Source organism: Chryseobacterium sp. Leaf405 (assembly GCF_001425355.1).
Lineage (GTDB): Bacteria > Bacteroidota > Bacteroidia > Flavobacteriales > Weeksellaceae > Chryseobacterium.
Map to the genome: position 1 here is coordinate 16,185 of NZ_LMQN01000015.1, position 19,007 is coordinate 35,191.

Annotated in this window: 11 protein-coding genes; all 11 read right to left on the reverse strand. The window is 33.7% G+C overall.

Annotated features, from left to right (window positions below; all coding sequences use genetic code 11):
- Position 1: 1 nt before the first annotated feature.
- The gene (locus ASG22_RS09935; protein WP_055983613.1) at positions 2-1,027 is read right to left on the reverse strand and encodes a glutaminyl-peptide cyclotransferase; all 1,026 of its coding nucleotides are present in this window, start codon (positions 1,025-1,027) and stop codon (positions 2-4) included.
- A 27-nt stretch (positions 1,028-1,054) separates the two neighbouring features.
- Positions 1,055-2,077 carry a glutaminyl-peptide cyclotransferase gene (locus ASG22_RS09940; RefSeq protein WP_055983615.1) on the reverse strand — a complete coding sequence of 341 codons (1,023 nt, stop codon included), beginning with the start codon at positions 2,075-2,077 and terminating at the stop codon, positions 1,055-1,057.
- A 106-nt stretch (positions 2,078-2,183) separates the two neighbouring features.
- Complete coding sequence (locus ASG22_RS09945) at positions 2,184-2,621, reverse strand: SRPBCC family protein (RefSeq protein WP_055983616.1); 438 nt, start codon at positions 2,619-2,621, stop codon at positions 2,184-2,186.
- A gap of 38 nt (positions 2,622-2,659) precedes the next feature.
- The gene (locus ASG22_RS09950) at positions 2,660-4,273 is read right to left on the reverse strand and encodes a Na+/H+ antiporter (protein ID WP_055983618.1); all 1,614 of its coding nucleotides are present in this window, start codon (positions 4,271-4,273) and stop codon (positions 2,660-2,662) included.
- Positions 4,274-4,358: 85 nt separating this feature from the next.
- A complete protein-coding gene (locus ASG22_RS09955; RefSeq protein ID WP_055983620.1) occupies positions 4,359-5,036 on the reverse strand; it encodes a DUF2490 domain-containing protein in 678 nt (225 codons plus the stop codon).
- Between the two features lie 168 nt (positions 5,037-5,204).
- A complete protein-coding gene (locus ASG22_RS09960) occupies positions 5,205-5,654 on the reverse strand; it encodes a VOC family protein (protein ID WP_055983622.1) in 450 nt (149 codons plus the stop codon).
- Between the two features lie 44 nt (positions 5,655-5,698).
- On the reverse strand, positions 5,699-6,070 hold the full coding sequence (locus ASG22_RS09965; RefSeq protein ID WP_055983624.1) for a VOC family protein: 372 nt from the start codon (positions 6,068-6,070) through the stop codon (positions 5,699-5,701).
- A gap of 15 nt (positions 6,071-6,085) precedes the next feature.
- Positions 6,086-6,556 (reverse strand): hypothetical protein, encoded by a 471-nt coding sequence (locus tag ASG22_RS09970; protein WP_055983626.1) that lies wholly within the window; start codon positions 6,554-6,556, stop codon positions 6,086-6,088.
- A 19-nt stretch (positions 6,557-6,575) separates the two neighbouring features.
- Positions 6,576-7,031 carry a DUF1569 domain-containing protein gene (locus ASG22_RS09975; RefSeq protein WP_055983628.1) on the reverse strand — a complete coding sequence of 152 codons (456 nt, stop codon included), beginning with the start codon at positions 7,029-7,031 and terminating at the stop codon, positions 6,576-6,578.
- A 186-nt stretch (positions 7,032-7,217) separates the two neighbouring features.
- Entirely contained in the window at positions 7,218-13,109 is a 5,892-nt protein-coding gene (locus tag ASG22_RS09980; protein WP_055983630.1) for an alpha-2-macroglobulin family protein, read from the reverse strand.
- Positions 13,110-13,122: 13 nt separating this feature from the next.
- Positions 13,123-19,002, reverse strand: a complete 5,880-nt coding sequence (locus ASG22_RS09985) for an alpha-2-macroglobulin family protein (RefSeq protein WP_055983632.1) — start codon at positions 19,000-19,002, stop codon at positions 13,123-13,125.
- Positions 19,003-19,007: the final 5 nt, after the last annotated feature.

Here is a 19,007-nt window from a genome sequence, read left to right on the forward strand (position 1 = left end):
TTTATTTAATGGCAACTTCGTAAATTTTGGACCAATTCTTACCGGTTACCAACATATTATCACCTTTAAAAGCAATTCCGTTTAAAACGTGTTCGGTGTCATTTTTGGTATTTTCTTCCGTAATTTTTGTAAAATCAAACTTTCCGACCGTTTCTCCGTTTGTAGGATTTATCTTTAAAATATACGGTTTGTGCCAAACATTTGCATAAATAAATCCATTATGATATTCCAGTTCGTTGATTTGACTGTAAATCTCTTTATTTCCACCAACAGCAACGGTTTTTACTACTTTTGAAGGATCATTAACATCTAAAAAATATAAGTCATTTGAACCCGTATCTGCGATAAGATTTTTCCCGTCGTAAGTCAATCCCCAACCTTCTCCAAACTCATTAGGCAAAGGAAACTCTGAGATTTTTTTCAATGTATTTTTATCGTAAACAAAACCAATCTTATTCTGATACGTTAACTGATAAATTTTGTCACCGACAATTGCACAACCTTCAGAAAAAATATCGGCAGGTTGCTTTTCTGTGATGATCGGAGTCGTACTTCCTAACGTATATTTTATTAATTGAGAAGCTTTTGCCAAACCGTCACTTTCATATATTGTATTTCCTTCGATAAGAAATCCTTCCACAAAATTATTCGGATCGTGAGGATATTCTGCTACGATTTCGTAGGCAATATTCTGTTCCTGATTTTTTGTAAAAACATTGATGGTTGCATCCTGATTGAGAATTTCGCCACCTTTTGTTTTGATATTAAAAGTAACTTCGTTATCACCAAAAGTAAAAAACTTAGGATCAATCATTAAACTGGAAGTTTCCTTGTCTCCAAAACTTATGGAAATACTTTCTGCATTATCGGTCACTTCTTTCGGAAGATTTAATTTATCTCCAAAATGATACCCTTTCTCCTCCATCGAATTGTTGTAATCCGCCAGAGCATTCAGAATATCTTCATCATTTGTACAAGATGCCAGCAACAAAATAGCTGCGAAACCTGCTATCAGATGTTTCTTCACGTTTAAATTTTAATATAAATCAAAAAATTATTTGATCGCAACTTCATAGATTTTCGACCAGTTTTTACCCGTCACCAACATATTTTCGCCTTTAAAAGCAATTCCGTTCAGTACATCATCACTTCCTTTTGTATTTTTTTTTGCAATTTCTGTAAAGTCAAATGTTCCGACAACTTCTCCGTTGGCAGGATTAATTTTCAGAATAATCGGTTTTTGCCAAACGTTTGCGTAGATAAATCCGTTATGAAATTCAAGCTCATTTAATTGATCGTAAATCTGAGAACTTCCCGCGACGGCAATATATTTAATTAACTTTGAAGGGTCATTTACATCAAGAAAATATAGTAATTTACTTCCGTCTGAAGCGATCAGGTTTTTTCCGTCATACGTTAATCCCCAACCTTCTCCCAACACATTAGGATAGGCAAATTCAGATAACAATTTTAATGAACTTTTATCATAAATGTAACCTTTTTTACTTTGCCAAGTCAGTTGATACACTTTATCACCAGCAATCGTACTTCCTTCAGAAAAATCTTCCTGAGGCTGTTTTGTTGAAGCCAGAGGAGTTGTGGTTCCCAATGTATATTTTAGAATCTGAGAAGATCCGTTTTGTCCGTCACTTTCATAAATAGTATTCCCTTCGATCTGAAAACCTTGTACGAAATTTTTAGGATCGTGAGGATATTCTGCCACAATTTCGTAGTTAATTTTCTGTTCAGGATTTTTAGCAAAAACATTGATGGTCGCATCCTGAGTTAATGTTTCACCTCCTTTTGTTTTGATATTGAAAGTAACAGCATTGTCACCTAATGTAAAGAACTTAGGATTGATAGTTAATTCAGAAGTTTCTTTGTCTCCAAAGCTGATGGAGATGCTTTCCGCATCATCTGTTACTTCTTTTGGCAACGTCAGTTTATCTCCGAAATGATACCCTTTCTCCGTCATTGAATTGTTATAATCTGCCAAAGAATCCAAAACTTTTTTATCGTTCTTACAAGCTACCAACAACAAAACTACTGCAAAACCTGCTATTATATTTTTTTTCATTGAATTTCTAAATATTTTCATCAAAATTAGGAAAATTTATTCCTCTGTACTAATTTGACCGATATGTTGACCAAATTGTAATATGTAACCAATAATAGATTTAAAATTAAATATCATTTTCCTTTTCAAGATATGATTTCAGACTTTTACCGATAATCTCATGCCAGCCTTCTTCAAAAGCTTCTTCAGAAAAACTTTCCCCTAAATCCTGTAAGTTTTCAATTTCATCATGAATTAATCTTATCAAGACTTCTTTTTCATCAGTTTGAAGTTCCCAGCTTACCAATGTTTTTCCTTTTGATAATTCGGGATAATACCATGTGTGTTTCAGTTTCTGATTCGGGATTATTTCTAAAATCTGTGCCTGATGATGATATTTTTTTTCCTCTCCCGGTTCGTAGAAATTAAATATTTCAAAAAGCCCTAATTTAAAATCAGGAATATCGAAATACCAGTTTTTCATTTCATCTTTGTCGGTTAATGCATTCCATACTTTTTCGACAGGTGCATTTACCTTGTACTGTATGATAATTGGGTCATTCATATGTGTTTTTATTAATTTTACTAATGCAAATGTAAAAATTATCCGTGGGAAAATCCGGTAATTTTTGCTTCATCAAAATCCAACTGCATTTCGATGGTTCTCATGACGTGATCGTCGAAAATCTTATCCCGTTTCATACGGTGAAGTTCGTTTCTCTGCGCCTGAATAATCTGCCTCATGACATCTTTATTTTCATTCATTGCCTTTACATAATCTCCTGTAGAAGCCATACACTGCGCTTTATCTGCCATCATCATCATTTCATTCTGCAGTTTATGTTTTTGATGCTGTACAAGACTGTTTTTTTCTGCCAACTCTGAAAAATCATTTTCCAGTTTGTTCAGAGCGGTTTCTTTTAACTTTCTCATTAAAATGACTTCCTGTTTTTCTTCTGGGAGCTCACTTCCTGCGTCATCTACTTTTAGAAATTTTAAAATTGGAGTTAATAATAATCCCTGTCCGACCAAGGTGATCAAAATAATAACGAACGTTACAAACAGGATGATATTTCGGTGTGGGAAAGCATCGCCGTTTGGTAAAAATGCCGGAATTGATAATGCCGCAGCTAAAGAAACTACTCCCCGCATGGCAGCAAAACTGATAATAAAAGGTTCTTTCCAATCGGGTTTAGGATTTTTTGCTCTCACTTTTTTCGACAAAAACCAAGGAAAGTACATGATGGCATAACTATAAAACAATCTTGTGAAAATAATAGCGCCACCAATCACAATACTATAAAAAATACCTTCTGAAATGGTGTAATCTTTCATCGCCGCAACGACAACCGGTAATTCTAATCCTATTAAAATGAAAATAATGGTATTCATTAAAAATATCAGAACACTCCAGACATTTCCTGACTGAATTCTTGACGTATGACTTAAATAACAATGCGAATTATAAGACATCAGCAAACCTCCAACCACAACTGCCAACACTCCGGAAAAATGAAAATGCTCCGCTCCGATGTACATAATGTAAGGAACAATCAGTGTAATAATGGTGTCGATATTTGAATTGGAAGGAATTAATTTTAATAATTTACCAAACAGAAGTCCAACACCCGCTCCAACTGCAATTCCTCCAATCGCCATAGTGAAAAAATCCTGTACTGCTTCTCGAAAAATGAATTGTCCGGAAATTACAGCTGCCAAAGCAAATTTAAATACAATTAAACTCGATGCATCGTTAATCAAACTTTCTCCCTCCAGAATCGTAGTAATTTTTTTCGGAATTTTCATGTGCTTCAATACTGAAGTTGCCGCAACTGCATCTGGTGGAGAATTAACTCCTCCCAACAAAAATCCCATTGCGACTGTTAAGCCCGGAATAATTGATGAAGAAAGATAAGCAACCACAATGGACGTTAAAAACACTAACCCGAAAGCCATTGAGAAAATCTGTTTTCTCCATTTATGAAAATCCTGCCATGAAGTAAACCAAGCTGCTTCAAACAAAATCGGCGGAAGGAAAATCAAGAAAACCAAATCAGGCTCTATTTCAATATTTGGCATTCCCGGAACCAGGCTTATCAATAAACCTGCAATTACAAGGAAAATCGGATAGGCAACTTTCAGTTTTTGTCCTATCATTACGAGTATCATTACAGACAACAGTACTGCAATAGATATTATAACATAACTGTGAATCATTATTATTACTTTTAAAATACTTGATTATTTAAGATTTCTTTTATTTAGTTATTAGTTGTTTAAAATCCATTAAAATGGGATTTTTTTAATTTTTTGTAAACGGAATATTATTATAAAAACCAATCTGAATCTGTCCGCGGTTTCTATTTTCCTGAATCTGATTCATATACCCCGCTTCAATTCTCATATTTTTATTAATCATATATCCTAATGCTCCGTAGACTCGGTTTCTATCGAAAGTCGGACTGTTTAAATGGAGAAAAATCTCATTATAAACAGAACCATAAAATGTTTTTGGCAACATTTCTTTGTTATTGATTGGAATATTAACGCCCAACAAATAACGAAACCTCATCCTGAAATCATCTTCTAAAAAGCGTTCCTCTAATCTGTAACGATGCTGAAGATAAAAACGCCCGAATTTCTGTTTTGTAATATACTGCTGGAAAATACGATGCTCAATGTTTTCAGTTTTTTCACCTTTTACGTAAGGCCGACTTAATATAAAACCATAACCTAATAAAATGTTGTTATTATTTTCCGTTAAATCATATCCAATTCCGGTACGGATTAAAAGTTGTTCCAAGTCTCCAATTCCATCAAAATTTCTATACTGAATTTCGTTATGAAAATTTAGTTTCTTGCTAATCTTATTGTTTCCGAAATACATATACCAAGCTCCCAAATCGTTTTCCTGAGCCTGTAAAAATGTTGCACCTAAAGTAAAAATGCTCAAAGCCACCTTCGTAAAAATCCTTTTCATAGTTTTATTAGTATTATCTATCGTTTTCAACAAATTTAATACTTTAAATCAATAATAACAAAATCTCTATATTAGAAAAATCAATCCTCTTATTTGTAAATCAGCTTTTTAGAATTATTATTAGATTTCAATTAAAAAAACCGACAGAATTCTGCCGGTTATGTAAAATTAAGGATGTTGCTCCATTTTTGCAGGATCATCGTAATTTACCATCCAGTTGATTCCGAATTTATCGGTAAACATTCCGAAGTAAGCTCCCCAAAATGTATCTTCTAACGGCATTGTAACCATACCGCCCGCAGAAAGTCCGTTGAATAACGTATCGGCTTCTTCCTTAGAATCTGTATTAATAGAAACCGCAATATTATTTCCCTGCTTGAAGTGAGAAGCCCACTCTCCGCCTGTATCGCTTCCCATTAAAACCGTTTCTTTAGAAATCGGAAGAGAAACGTGCATAATTTTGTCCTTATCATCCTCTGAAGTTTCTTTGCCTTCCATCGGAGGCATTTCACCAAAAGTTCCAATGTAAGGATATTCTCCGCCAAAAACAGATTTGTAAAAATCAAAAGCTTCTCTGCAGTTTCCGTTGAATGTTAAATAAGCGTTTACTGATGCCATAGTTTTGTTTTTATTTAAAGTTTAGTTTTAATTTTGATATCATATTATCTGTGCTGATCGATCAAAATCATATTTCCATCCGGATCTTTAAGATAAATATGCTCTGGACCGGAAGTTGATTCATCGGCACTTTTCTCTATTTCGATACCTTGCTCTTTTAATTTTTTCTGAATATCGCGCACATCATCAAAAGATTCAAGGTTCTGTGCATCCTGATCCCAGCCGGGATTGAAGGTTAACATATTCCCGTCGAACATCGCTTTGAAAAGCCCGATAATATGATCTCCGTTTTTCATGATCAGATAATTATGTTCCATATTTCCTGCCATTTGGCTGAATCCCAGTTTCTCATAAAAGTCTTTTGATTTCTGAAGATCTTTTACACTCAAACTGATTGAAAATGCACCTAATTTCATATTCTTAATCTGTAATTATTGATTTTTTATCCTTGTTTTAAAATCCAGCGTTCCGTCGTAGCTTTTCCAGTCGCCTGTTAATTCTATCTGTTGAGATTCTACTTTTTCTTCCGTTTTATTCCATTTAAAAGTATACATAAATTTCCCTTTAAAAAGTCCGGAATGTTTGCCTTTATTTTCTTCGGCTAATTCATATTCGCCATACACAACTCCTTTCTTCTTGGTATTTCTGTATTTAGTTATGGTCATTTTGCCTTCAAACTTAGTATAATTTTTATCTACAAGTGTGTATCCTGAAACGAAATATTCCTGATCATTTTTCTTATTCTGTTCCGAAAGATTAATTTTAAGTTTAATTTCCTGATTTTTATTTCCGATTGTTCCAGTGTAAGCCTTGCTGTCGTTAAGCCAAATATTCGAGATGTTGGGCATCTGGGCAAAAACGAAATTGGAAATAAGAACGAAGGCTAATAAAAGTTTTTTCATATCTGTTTTGTTTAAATATTTATACTCCGAATTGTGAAAGGTGATGATTCAGATGTTTTGCAAACATATTGTTCCATTCCTGAGCTTTTAATTTCCCGAAAGAAAAAGATTCTTTGCCTTCGAAAGCCGAAGTTCCGAGTTGCTGTGTTTTCTGAATAAACCCAACCAATCTCTTCTTTTCCTCTTCAAAATTCTTTCTGTCTGCAATAATAAACTGAGGTGCTGTCGGTCCGTTCTGGGCATACGCTTTTTCGCCCACCACTTTAGATTTCACAAATGATTTTAAAATAAATTTCGCAATGGCTCCCGGTTTTTTATGCTTTTCGGGTTCATAAACCATTTCATAAGATACATTACAGTGCGCCAACATCTGATCAACCATCATTTTGCCCCACAAACCCTGTGTTTCAGGAGTCAGTTTATTAATTCTATCAATGTAATTCTGAGCATCTTTTGTATCGAATACGTTTTCCATAGCTTATCTAAATGTTAAAAAACAAATATATCAGATAAATTTAAATTATGAATTATTAAATATCATTTAGATGTTAAATTCACATTCAAAGTTATCATTATTCACTTTTCTTAATGTCTTATTTTAACTCCAAAAAAACTCTCCAACAAGTTGAAGAGTTTTAATTTAAAAATTATAGAAGTCTCATTATTCCGAAATCTGAACATTCGTTCCTTTCGTGTGTGCATTCATCTGTGGCGCATAATAATTCTGAATTGTCGTAATTCCGTTTGAGAATTTTCCGGATGCATTGGCTACATAATCGTATTCAAAGACATATTTTCCTTTCGGCATATTTTGAATATAAAAATTGGTTGAAGCATCTTTTGTCGATTGATAATATCCCAGATTATTTTTCCACTGATAGCCAGAAAGCACATCTACAGGCTCAAATCCTGCTGCTCTCATATCTTTAATTTGAATAAATTCCATTGCCCGGTCTGTATTTAAAATCATTCGTACGGTTACTTTATCACCTACTTTCAACGGAGTTTCCAAAGATATTTTCTGTAATTCTTCTCCATTTACTGTTTTGATTTTTTTGTACAGTTCTTTCGTTACAGAAATATAATTTTCAGAAGATGTAATCTTATCTAAATCTTCATAATACTGCCAGAATAATCCTCCCTGAACAATTCCCACACCAGGTTTTGTTACGGTAACTGTCGCTAATTTTTTATCAACCACATCAGTTTTTACAGTAGATTTTACATAACCCGTTGCCTGAGTTTCAGGTTTCAATTCTTTTCCGCCCCAAATGACAATTGCCTTATCGCTGTCTGTGCTCGTCCATGATTTTCCTGAATTTAATATCGTAAAAATCACTTCCGATGTTCCTCGTGAACTTCCCCAGGAATTCACTTCTTTTTGGGTGATTAACCAGATTTTCATTTCTTCGATGAATTTCTGATCGTTTGGCTTTAATTTGTTGAAAGCCTCCAAAGCTCCTGCGTGATTCACCACTTTTGAACTGAACCAACCCCAATCATCAAGATTCTGTTTCCAATACACCCCCTGTGTTTTTGAATCTACAGAAGTTTCTTTTAAATAAGTCATCAACTTATCTGAAACATCTTTTAAGCCATAATCGCTCATCAATAAAGCCGCACGATGAAGTCCGAAGAACGTAAAATCTGTGATTCTTGCTGTTTTTGCTTTTTGTTTAACCAAAGATTTTAAAGTTGCTCCATTTCCTTTTAACGGATATTGTTTTTCCCAATAATTTCTGGTATCAAGATAGTCCAACGTCCAGTTTGTCCAGATATTTTTTTCTTTTACATCCGAATATTTATTGATTTCATTATCTACATATTTCAGCATGTTTGCAATCAATTTATTTTGTTCGGAGCTTTGATAATCCTTCACATTATCCTTTAACCAAGAATTGATTTTTCCTAAATTTTTCAAGATATATAACGAAGTCGAATACGAGCTTGGATAACCCTGATACCAAGAAAATCCACCATCCGGATTCTGCAGTTTTTTGAAATCGTCCCAATCACTCTGAGTAGTATTTCGCATATTATTAATATCAAATAGAAGCGAAAGTTTCGCCATTTGTTCTGTTTCACTTTTACTTTCCAACACCCAAGGAGTTTCATACAGCAACAATTGTTTCAGTTCCTGATTTTTTTCAAGATTTGAATTCAATAATCCTTTATTCTGATATTCCTCAAATACCGTTTTTATTTTCGGATTTGCCTTAAAAATTTCTGAAGCTAAAACATCAGCAAACCATTTGTTAAAAATAACATCCGCAGAATTATTCTGATCATTTTTAAGACTTGGAAGCGCAAACATAATTTCCCAAATCGGATTCGTGGCCAATTCCAATGTATTTGAAACATTGGAAATTGTTGTTGAATTGACATTTTTAAGATTTTCCAGTTCAAAAGTTTTGGTTTCACCTTCTTTCACAAAAATAGGAACTGCATCAGTCACCAACATTCTATTAGGTAAAATTGCCACCGCTTTTTGTTCGCCATCGGAATATTGACCGGCTTTTGCCACGACTTTTAAAATAATCGAAGAAACATTGTTCGGAACTTTTATTTTCCACGTCAAAGCTGAGTTTCCATTTTCATTTAAATCAAAATTCTGAATACTTGAGATTAAACCAAAATGAGATGAAATATCTTCGTTTGTAAAAGCATCTAATATTTGTAAGCTTGCCGAACCATTAAGTTTTTTGTTCGTTAAGTTTGATAATTTTGACTGCAAATTCAACTCATCTCCTTCTCTCAAAAATCTTGGATAATTCGGCGTTACGGAGAACTCTTTCTGCGTCACCACTTCTTTTTCCAACGTTGCTGCTCTGGCATCTTTTGTATGAGCCAAGAACATTAATTTCCACTTCGTCAATGCTTCCGGAGAAGTGAATTCGAAACTTACATTTCCTTCCGAATCGGTTTTTAATTCGGGATAGAAGAAGGCGGTTTCGTTGAGGTTTTGACGGATGGTGACTTTGCTTAAATCACTTTCCGGTAGCGGTGGGGTTTCGACTTTAGGAGCTTTTACCGGCTCGGGTACAACATTTTGAATAACTTCAATCTTATCTTCCTGTTTTGAAACTTTCATCGCCATATTCCTTTTAGCTCCTCCGATTGGAGGCGGCGGCGGAGGTGTATAGGCTGCAGCTTTCACTCCTTTTTGATTAACAAATCCTGTCGTTGTTAGAAGTGAATTACGCATAAAATACATTTCACCATCAAACCAATCAAAATTAGGAACTTCTATATATTCTTCCGGCAGATAAGGCAAACTTCTCTCATAAGATTTCTGAAGAAGATTTTGTTTTAAATCGTATGAAGTGACAATCGAATACGGAACGTATAACTGATCCCAAATAAAACTATTTTTCGCAAACTTGTCCAGAGATAAATCATACATATTCGCCAGAACTTCTGCATTAATCTTTTCCTTACTATTTCCCAATACTTTTACCGACCATTTTTCTTTTGAATTCGGTTCGATTTTATCTCTGAAAGTTACCGTTTCAATTCTTAACGGTTCTTCAGCGTCGCTTATCGGAAGATTTACTGACTGCGTCTGAATGTCATTGAAAGCAACAACCTGAAACTGAAGATTCAGATTTTTAACATTCTTATCTTTGGGAATATCTGTTGTAAATTCTACAATTCCATTTTTGAATGGATAAACTTCAAAGACCGTTTTTCCTGATCCATCCTGAATGAAAATATTCAATAAAGCATCCTGAATTGCGGAGTAAATATAAAGTGTAACCTTTTCCCCTCTTTTAAATTCCTTTTTAGGATCTAAAACCGTGAGGAATGTTTTTTGATCGGCTTCTAAATATTTTTTATTCCAGACACTGAAATTTTGGAAAGTTTTTATTGTGTCTTTACCTTCAATATTATAAAGCTCCAACTGGTAATCTCCTGCATCTAATTTCCCTAAATCGAGAGGTTCTTCATTTCGCTGCACTCCATTCAGAATGACAGCAGAAGCTTTCCGGTTTTTCACCTCATCATTTTTATCATACAAATCGTGCGGGAATTTATTAATAAATTCCTCTTTCGGGAATTTCGGTGTATCCTGAACTTCCGATCTGAAATTATTTCTAAAAATCCTGTCAGGCGATTCAAGCTTTGAAAGTTTTACCTGATACGGTTTTTTAAGAATCTGTTCGTTGTAATTTTTAGTTTCAACTTTTATTTTTACATTTTCATCGGAGAAAACATTGTCGATGCTTTCTGTTTGTATATAATGCGAGACAGATGCTACTTTCAATTCTGTGTCTGCAGTTTGTGTTTCACCGTTAATATCGGTTACAGAAGCATTCATTGAATAGTTATCAATCTGAATTCCGTCTAGTTTTGCGTCTTTTTTCAGATCCAGAAGAATAGTAAACTCTCCCTTTCCATTAGTTTTAACTTTACCTAAAATCGAATTTTCATTGTCATTATCATGTGGATACCAACTAAAATATCTCCAGCGAATATTGTGTTTTTTAATTTCATAATTTACTGTTACATTACCCAAAGGTACCCCTGAAAACATCATTGCTTTCCCTTTCACTTCAATGGTTTCTCCATATTTATATTCGTCTTTTACAGGATCGAAAATAACTTCAAACTTCGGTCTTTTATATTCCTCAACACTGAAATTTCTGTATCCCCTATTGGCATCAGTTCTTAATTCAAACCTACCATTCAGCTTACTCTTCGGAAGAATAAAACTTCCGTGATAAGAACCAAACTCGTTTGTAGTGAAAATTTGGGAAGAAACTTCCTGACCGTTTGTATCGGTTAAAGTAATTTTCTGTTTCAGTCCTGCTACCACAGATTCTATCTCTTTTTCAAGAGTTGTATTAATCACTTTAAAATAAACGGTCTGTCCCGGCCTGTAGATTGCTCTATCTGTGAATATCTGTGCTTTAGAACGAGCTTTTGTGCCTTGATCAATAGTATTGACAGAACGGTTTCCATAGAACTGCATCATTTGGAAACTATTCGTTTTTGATTGTTTTATTAAAAAAGTTCTGTAATATTCTTTATTTTCCGTCGACGGAAACTTAAAAATTCCTTTATCATACGTTTTTCCTTCTGTTTTATTGAAGGTTTTACAAGAAACCAACTCATAGAATGTAATATTTTCATTAGTAACAGGCTTACCGTTTTCACTGCTGACTAATTTTAATTCATTCGACAACTGATTTCTATCCGTCTTGGTCTGATAAATAATTTTGTTGTCTGACACCAGAAAATAAAAATCTTTTTCTACATATTCTTCTTTTTCCTTAAGTCCATTGACAGAATATTCTGCAAGATAAATTCCCGGCGGAAGAGATTTGATTTCCAAAGATGTTTTGTGAGTTTTATAATCTTTAAAATCTTCCAATATATATACTTCTTTTTTTACCAGACTTTTTTTAACCTTAGCAAACGGATTGGAATAAGAATCCATTGTATAACGCAGAAATGAAGTAAGATCTTCTTTTACTCCGTAAATACTAATTGAAAATTCTGAAACATTTTTGTATTCTGCCACAAAATGAATAGGCAGATTACTTTGTGTCTGCTGTTCATATTTTATATTTAAAGAAGGATTGATAATCTGATTTTCCTTGTTCTTGATATTCTCAATAAAAGAAGATTTCGGATATTGAGTTTTTGCTTCATTAATAATCTCGATGGCTTCTTTTTCTTTATTTTTTGAAATAAGATCTTCAATAATCTCATCCATAATTATCACCTTATAATCCCCTTCTGTATTGGATTTAAGAAGATTCTGAAGCTGAACTAATTTATCCTTACAACTATTGAAATCACAGTTATCCTGCAATTTCTTGTGCATAAAATATAATTTTACATTCCCCGTATTTTGTGCAATTAATTCATCATAAAATTCATTGACTTTTATGTGGTTTTCTTCCAGTTCATTTTTAGTAAAAAGATCGTTTTCAGTCAGAAATGCTATTTTTTTTGTCAGATACCAATCTTCCAACGTCGGGAAATAGGAAACATAATCACTGTATGAAAAAACATCTTTGTATTTCTTTAAAAAGATGTTTTTCATTTCTGCTTTCTGCTGATCGAGCTCCTGATAATTTTGATCTAAATAATTTTTGAAATCAAGTTTACTCCATGTTTCAATTTGTGAAATATCCTGAGAATTGATATTTGTTCTGCTATCAATTTCCCACGAATGTTCTTTATAATAATCCAGAAAAAAACCATTCAGTAAAACCTCATAAACAATTTTATCTTCTCCCTTTATCTTCGTACCGACATTCTGTAATTTTTTAAAAAGCATACTTACAGCATTATTTTTATCATCGTCCGAAGTCTGATTCAAGATGCTGAATTCAGCTTTTAAAGACTGAATAAGCTGTACAATATTATTATCATTCATCGCATTTTTCTGTATATCTAAAATGATAGGAAGATTAGATTTATAAGTTCCTTTCTGATAGTTTACCGAAACTTTCTTCCATTGATCGTCATAGTATTTCTGCGCCTGCATTTTGTTGAAAACTCCAAAACACAGGAGAATCATTAGAATTTTAATGTTTTTCATTAATATATTTTGGTTATTTTTTTATTTCTATTTTGTCGCCTTTTGTTCTGGCGTTCATCTGAGGTGCATAATAATTTTGTAGTGTGGCAAATCCGCTTGAAAAACTTCCAGAAGCATTGCAAATTAAATCATACTCAAAAACGTATTTTCCTTTCGGCATATAGTAGATATAGAAATTGGTAGACGCATCCTTGGTTGCCTGATAATACCCCAGATTATTTTTCCACTGATATCCGGAAAGAACGTCTACAGGCTCTAATCCAGCTGCCCGCATATCTTTCAGATGAACGTACTGCATCGGTCGGTCGGTATCCAGAATCATTCTTACGGTAATTTTATCACCAACTGTTAGCGGACTTTTTTCTTCAATTTTAACCAATTGATCGCCATTCGTTGTTTTTACTTTTTTGTAATATTCTCTTGAAATAGCAATATAAGTTTCGGTAGATTTTACATTTTCAAGGTTTTCATAATATTGCCAAAATAATCCGCCCTGCACAATTCCGGGACCTAGTTTTGTTACGGTAACGGTTCCTAAGTTTTTATCTAAAACATCAGATTTTATAGTCTGTTTCAGATATCCTGTCGTTTTTGTCTGAGGATTTACTTCTTTCCCGCCCCAGATTACAGTTGCTTTATCAGATTCAGTTCCAGTCCACGATTTTCCCGAATTCATCATAATGTAAATAACTTCTGCCGTATTTCTTGAATTTCCCCACGAATTAACTTCTTTCTGAGTTGCTAGCCAAACCTTAGCTTCTTCAATAAAATTTACATCTTTGGAATCCAGTTTATTTAAAGCTTCTATGGCTCCGGCATGATTCACTGTTTTAGAATTATACCAGCCCCAGTCATCAAAATTCTGTTTCCAGTAAACCCCTTGCGTTTCCGAAGAAGTGGAAGTTTCTTTGATATAATTAATCAGTCTGTCCGAAGGTTTTTTCAGTCCATAACTATCAAAAATCAAGGCAGCTCTGTGTAATCCATAGAAAGTAAGATCTGTAAATTTGAATTTTTCAGAACGGTTGATAATCATTGATTTTAATAATTTTCCTTTTCCGGTAAGCGGATATTGCTTTTCCCAATAACGACGGGTATCAAGATAATCCAGTGCAAAGTTACTCCATGGGCTGTTTTCGCTTTCTTTCCAGTATTTTTCCAATTCAAGATCAATATAACCGATCAGTCTTGAAACCATATTATTTTGATCCGTCTGATACACAGAAATCCCGTCTTTCAGCCACTCATTCATTTTACCTAAATTTCTCAGAATATATAATGAACTTGAATACGAACTTTCAAAACCAGGAAGCCAAGGGAAACCACCGTCTCCATTTTGATACTGCTTTAAAATCGACCAGTCTTTATTAATGGAATTCTTCATGGCATTCACATCAAAAAGCCTGGAAAGACTGTTCATTGTTTCAGTTTCAGACTGAGACTGCAAAACCCACGGAGTTTCCTCCATCAGCAATTGTTTCAGTTCCTGATTTTTTTCGAGATTACTTTTTAACTGATCTGCATTTTTATATTCATCAAAAACAGCCTGCATTCTTGGATTGGCTTTAAAAATTTCAGAACCCACTACATCTGCAAACCATGTATTGAATCTTGCATCAGAAGAGATATTAAGATTTTCGCTTAAATTCGGCAACGCAAAAATAATTTCCCAGATCGGATTGGTTTTCAATTCTAAAGTATTACTGAAATTTGCCACTGTTTTAGACGTATTGTTTTTTAAACTCTCTAAGGTAAATGTTTTCGTCTGTCCTTCTTTCACAAAAACCGGAAGCGCATCGGTCAGCAACATTCTGTTTGATAATATGGCAACAGGAATTTGTTCACCATCAGAATATTCTCCTGCTTTTGCAACGACTTTAATGATAATCGAACTTGCTTTGTTGAAAGGTGCTTTCAAATTCCAGCTTAGTACAGAATTTCCTGTCGCTTTTACTTCAAAATTCTGAACCGAGCTGACTCCGAAAAGAGACGTAATATCTTCATTGGTTTCCGCATTTAAAATCTGTAAAGAGGCCGAACCGGAAAGTGCCTGATCTTCAAGATTGGAAAGTTTCGCCTGAAAATTCAGTTCATCACCTTCTCTTAAAAATCTCGGATAATTGGGCGTTACAGAAAATTTCTTCTGAGTAATAATATCTTGCTCCAGTACTCCACTTCTGGCATCTGCCGTGTGAGCTAAAAACATCAGTTTCCACTTTGTTAATGCTTCAGGAGAGGTAAATTCAAAATTTACATTTCCATTATCATCGGTTTTTAACTGAGGATAGAAAAAAGCCGTTTCGTTAAGGTTTTTACGAGCCTGAACATTTTCCAGGTCTTCTTTCGGTTTTTCCGCCTTTTTCGGAGTATCATCTTTATCTAAAACTCCGTCTCCATCTGTACTGTCAAAAACCTCTTTTGCAACCGGGGATGCTGCTTCTGCAACAGCCATATTTCTTATGCTTGTTGAAGAGACGGGGCAACCTTTATAATATTCCAAGCCGGGAACAGTAGGACATTCGTCTTTTTCATCGTCTACTCCATCACCGTCTGTATCTTTTATCAATCCGTATTTCAGCATCAGATCAAAAAAAACATTGTTGTCAAACCATATGAACTGTGGGAGATAAACATTTTTACCTTCCAGATATTTAATTTTTTCATTCCAAGATAATACTGACGGATACGACGGAATACCAAAATTTCTTACAATATTTCTGGGTCTGTAGATATTGTTGAATACATACGTGTTTGGGATAAATTTGTCTAATGATTTATCATACATATTGGCCAAAACCTCAGCAACTACCTTTTCATTATTTCTCCCGGTGATTTTTACACTCCATTTTTCTTTTGAATTAGGCTCTAATTTATCCCGGAAAGTCGTCAGTTCAACTTTCAGCGCTTTGCTTTCATCTTTTATTCCAATATTAACAAACTGATTCTGAACATCGTTATAATGAACCACCTGAAACTGAACATTATATTTCACAATACTTTTGTCCTGAGAAATTGGCAGCTTGTAAACGAATATTCCATTATTAAACTTACCTTTTTCCATTTTTGTATTTCCGTTTCCGTCCTGTAAATACACATTCACAACAGCATCCGGAATTTTGGAATAGGCATACACCAAAGCCTGGCTTCCTCTTGTAACCTGTGATTTTGGACCAATAATTTTCAAAAACGGAAACTGACTTTTCCCTAATCCTTTTTTGCTCCAGACACTGAAATCCTGCTGTACTTTTACCGTATCTTTTCCTTCAATATTATACAGTTCAAGTCGGTATTCTCCGGGTTCCAATTTTCCAAGATTAAGATCTTTAGTATTTTCTGTACGTTCTGTAACAATTTTTTCTACTTTCCAGTTTTTCTTATCATCGGACTGATCAAAACGGTCATGCGGGAATTTTTTCACAAAATCTTCCTTCGAAAAAACAGGTAAATCCTGAATAACGCTTTTAAAATTATCCCTGAAAATACGCTGTGGTTCCCTCAGTTTTACCAATTTTACTTTATAACTTTTAGCCAAAGCAATATCGTTATAATTAAAACTTTCGACTTTTACTTTTATATCATTTTCTGCAAATTCTTCTTTAATGTCCTTTGCTTTAAGATAATGAGAAACCGAAGCCACTTTTACATCCGTTTCTGCAGATTGAGTTTCCCCGTTAACGTCGGTTAAAGAAGCATTCACATGATAATTATGAACCTGAATTCCTTCCGTATTTTCATCTTTTTTAAGATCAATTTTAATAGTAAATTCTCCTTTTTCGTTCGTTTCAGCTTTTCCTAAAATTGTATTTTCGTTGCTGGAATCAGAAGGATACCACCAAAAATATCTGTAACGGATATCTTCTCTTTTAAGATTGAAATTAACTGTTGAATTGCTCAAAGGAACTCCCGAAAAAGTAACAGCTTTCCCTTTCAATTCTATAGTTTGTCCATATTTATATTCATTTCTGATGGTATCAAAAACGATCTCAAACTTCGGACGTTTATATTCTTCTACGGAAAAAGCCACAGATCCTGACTCATAACTTCTTCTGGAACTTTTCACCTGTATCGTAAATTTTCCGTTGAGACGATCTTTAGGAAGCACAAAACTGCCACTGTAAGATCCGAATTCATTGGTTTTAAGCCTTTGTGAAGTCAGTATCTGGCGATTGGCATCGAACAGTGTAACTTCCTGTTCATCATTTTTCATTACAAAATCTGATCTTTTCTCATAGTCAGGATATGTTGTAATCGCTTTAAAATAAACAGTTTGCCCCGGTCTGTAAATTTGTCTGTCAAGAAAAATCTGAACATTTAGCTCATGGTTTTCATAATCATATTCCCTGTCATACCAACTTTTAATAATATTAAAGTCATTAGATGTCTTGTCATAAATCAAAACATCATAATCATGTCCTCTTTCATTAGTAAATTTTCCAAAATAATCAGTTTTGATAAGAATAGGAGTTTCACTCGCCTGCGAATAATCTATAAATCTGTATTGTAGAAGCTGAGTATTTGCCCTTGCAGATCCATTTTCCCTTGAAACTAAAATGTAATTTTTCTTTTCATCAAAAACTACCCTTGAAGAGGTTATCACAAATAAAAATTTAGAAATTTCCGTTCCGTTTGTATATTCCCCGATATACATTCCCTTTGGAAGAGTTTTCATTTCAAGAGACGTTGTATGCGGCTGATAATCTTTCAGATTTGGTAATGAAAATGTATCCGTACGAAATAATGTTTTATTTATATTCTTATAATAATTTTCATAACCCAAAGCCTGCAAATAACCCAATTGATTTTTAAAATCATTCACCTGATAGATCTTAATGGTAAAATTGTCCATATTTTTATGTTGTACCATTAAATGAATCGGCTTTTCCGGCTGATTATTTTCTTCGTAAAAAATCTGTATGCTGGAAGCTTTAATATTATTTTCCAAAGACTGAATATTATTGATAAATTTAGAATTCGGATATTCTGATTTTACTTTCTCTATAATTTGTATCGCTTCTCTGGATTTTTTATCATAATGCAAAAAACTGGCAAGGTCATTACATATTATAATTTTATAATCTCCTTTTTCCGGCGAATTGATGAGCTCTTTCATTTCATCTATACGTCTTTTACCGTCAACTTGGCTCTGATAACCCAATTTTTGAGACTGAAAATACAATTTCGGATTGTTATTGTTGAAATTAATCAGATCCTGATACAAAGCCAATATTGTTTTCTGATTATCTTTCAGTTCATTTTTGGTGAAAAGAAATTCATTTTTCAGGAAACCAATCATTTTATAGGTTTTCCAGTCATATAAAGTTGGAAAAAACTCGAAATACTTTTCTTTCGCAAAGGCTTCTTTATATTTTTCAAGTTGAATTTTCTTCAGTTGAGTATCTGCTTTCGTTAATTCAGCTAATTTCTCTGTATAATAATTTTTAAAATCAAGCTTTGTCCATGATTCAAGTTCGGTCACATCGCTTTTTCCACGATTCGTACGCTGTTGAATTTCCCATTGATTTGAATTCATGTATCCTTCAAAAAACTCAATTTCCAACACTTTGAAAAGCAACAATTCATCACCTTTCAGTTGATCTTCCGTTTTTTTGATTTTAGAAAAGAAAACCGAAGCATAATCATTCTTCGGATCATCCTGAGTATCTTTATAAATGGCAAATTCTGCTTTCAGAGAACGGATCAGCTGTAATGCATTTTTATCCTCAATTGCTTTTTTTTGAATATCCAGAATGATTGGAAAGCTTGATTTAAACATTCCGTTTTTATATCCTTCTGCTACTTTTTTCCATTGTTCATCGTAATAATCCTGAGCAAAAACCGTTGAGAAATTCAACAATAAAAGCAAAAGAACAAAAATCTTGGAAAATCTTTTCATAAGTG

Excerpts from the sequence above, each read along its gene's own strand:
- ASG22_RS09940 (WP_055983615.1), bottom strand. The coding sequence starts at position 2,077 with ATGAAAAAAAATATAATAGCAGGTTTTGCAGTAGTTTTGTTGTTGGTA.
- ASG22_RS09965 (WP_055983624.1), bottom strand. The coding sequence starts at position 6,070 with ATGAAATTAGGTGCATTTTCAATCAGTTTGAGTGTAAAAGATCTTCAG.
- ASG22_RS09945 (WP_055983616.1), bottom strand. The coding sequence starts at position 2,621 with ATGAATGACCCAATTATCATACAGTACAAGGTAAATGCACCTGTCGAA.
- ASG22_RS09960 (WP_055983622.1), bottom strand. The coding sequence starts at position 5,654 with ATGGCATCAGTAAACGCTTATTTAACATTCAACGGAAACTGCAGAGAA.
- ASG22_RS09980 (WP_055983630.1), bottom strand. The coding sequence starts at position 13,109 with ATGAAAAACATTAAAATTCTAATGATTCTCCTGTGTTTTGGAGTTTTC.
- ASG22_RS09955 (WP_055983620.1), bottom strand. The coding sequence starts at position 5,036 with ATGAAAAGGATTTTTACGAAGGTGGCTTTGAGCATTTTTACTTTAGGT.
- ASG22_RS09970 (WP_055983626.1), bottom strand. The coding sequence starts at position 6,556 with ATGAAAAAACTTTTATTAGCCTTCGTTCTTATTTCCAATTTCGTTTTT.
- ASG22_RS09950 (WP_055983618.1), bottom strand. The coding sequence starts at position 4,273 with ATGATTCACAGTTATGTTATAATATCTATTGCAGTACTGTTGTCTGTA.
- ASG22_RS09985 (WP_055983632.1), bottom strand. The coding sequence starts at position 19,002 with ATGAAAAGATTTTCCAAGATTTTTGTTCTTTTGCTTTTATTGTTGAAT.
- ASG22_RS09975 (WP_055983628.1), bottom strand. The coding sequence starts at position 7,031 with ATGGAAAACGTATTCGATACAAAAGATGCTCAGAATTACATTGATAGA.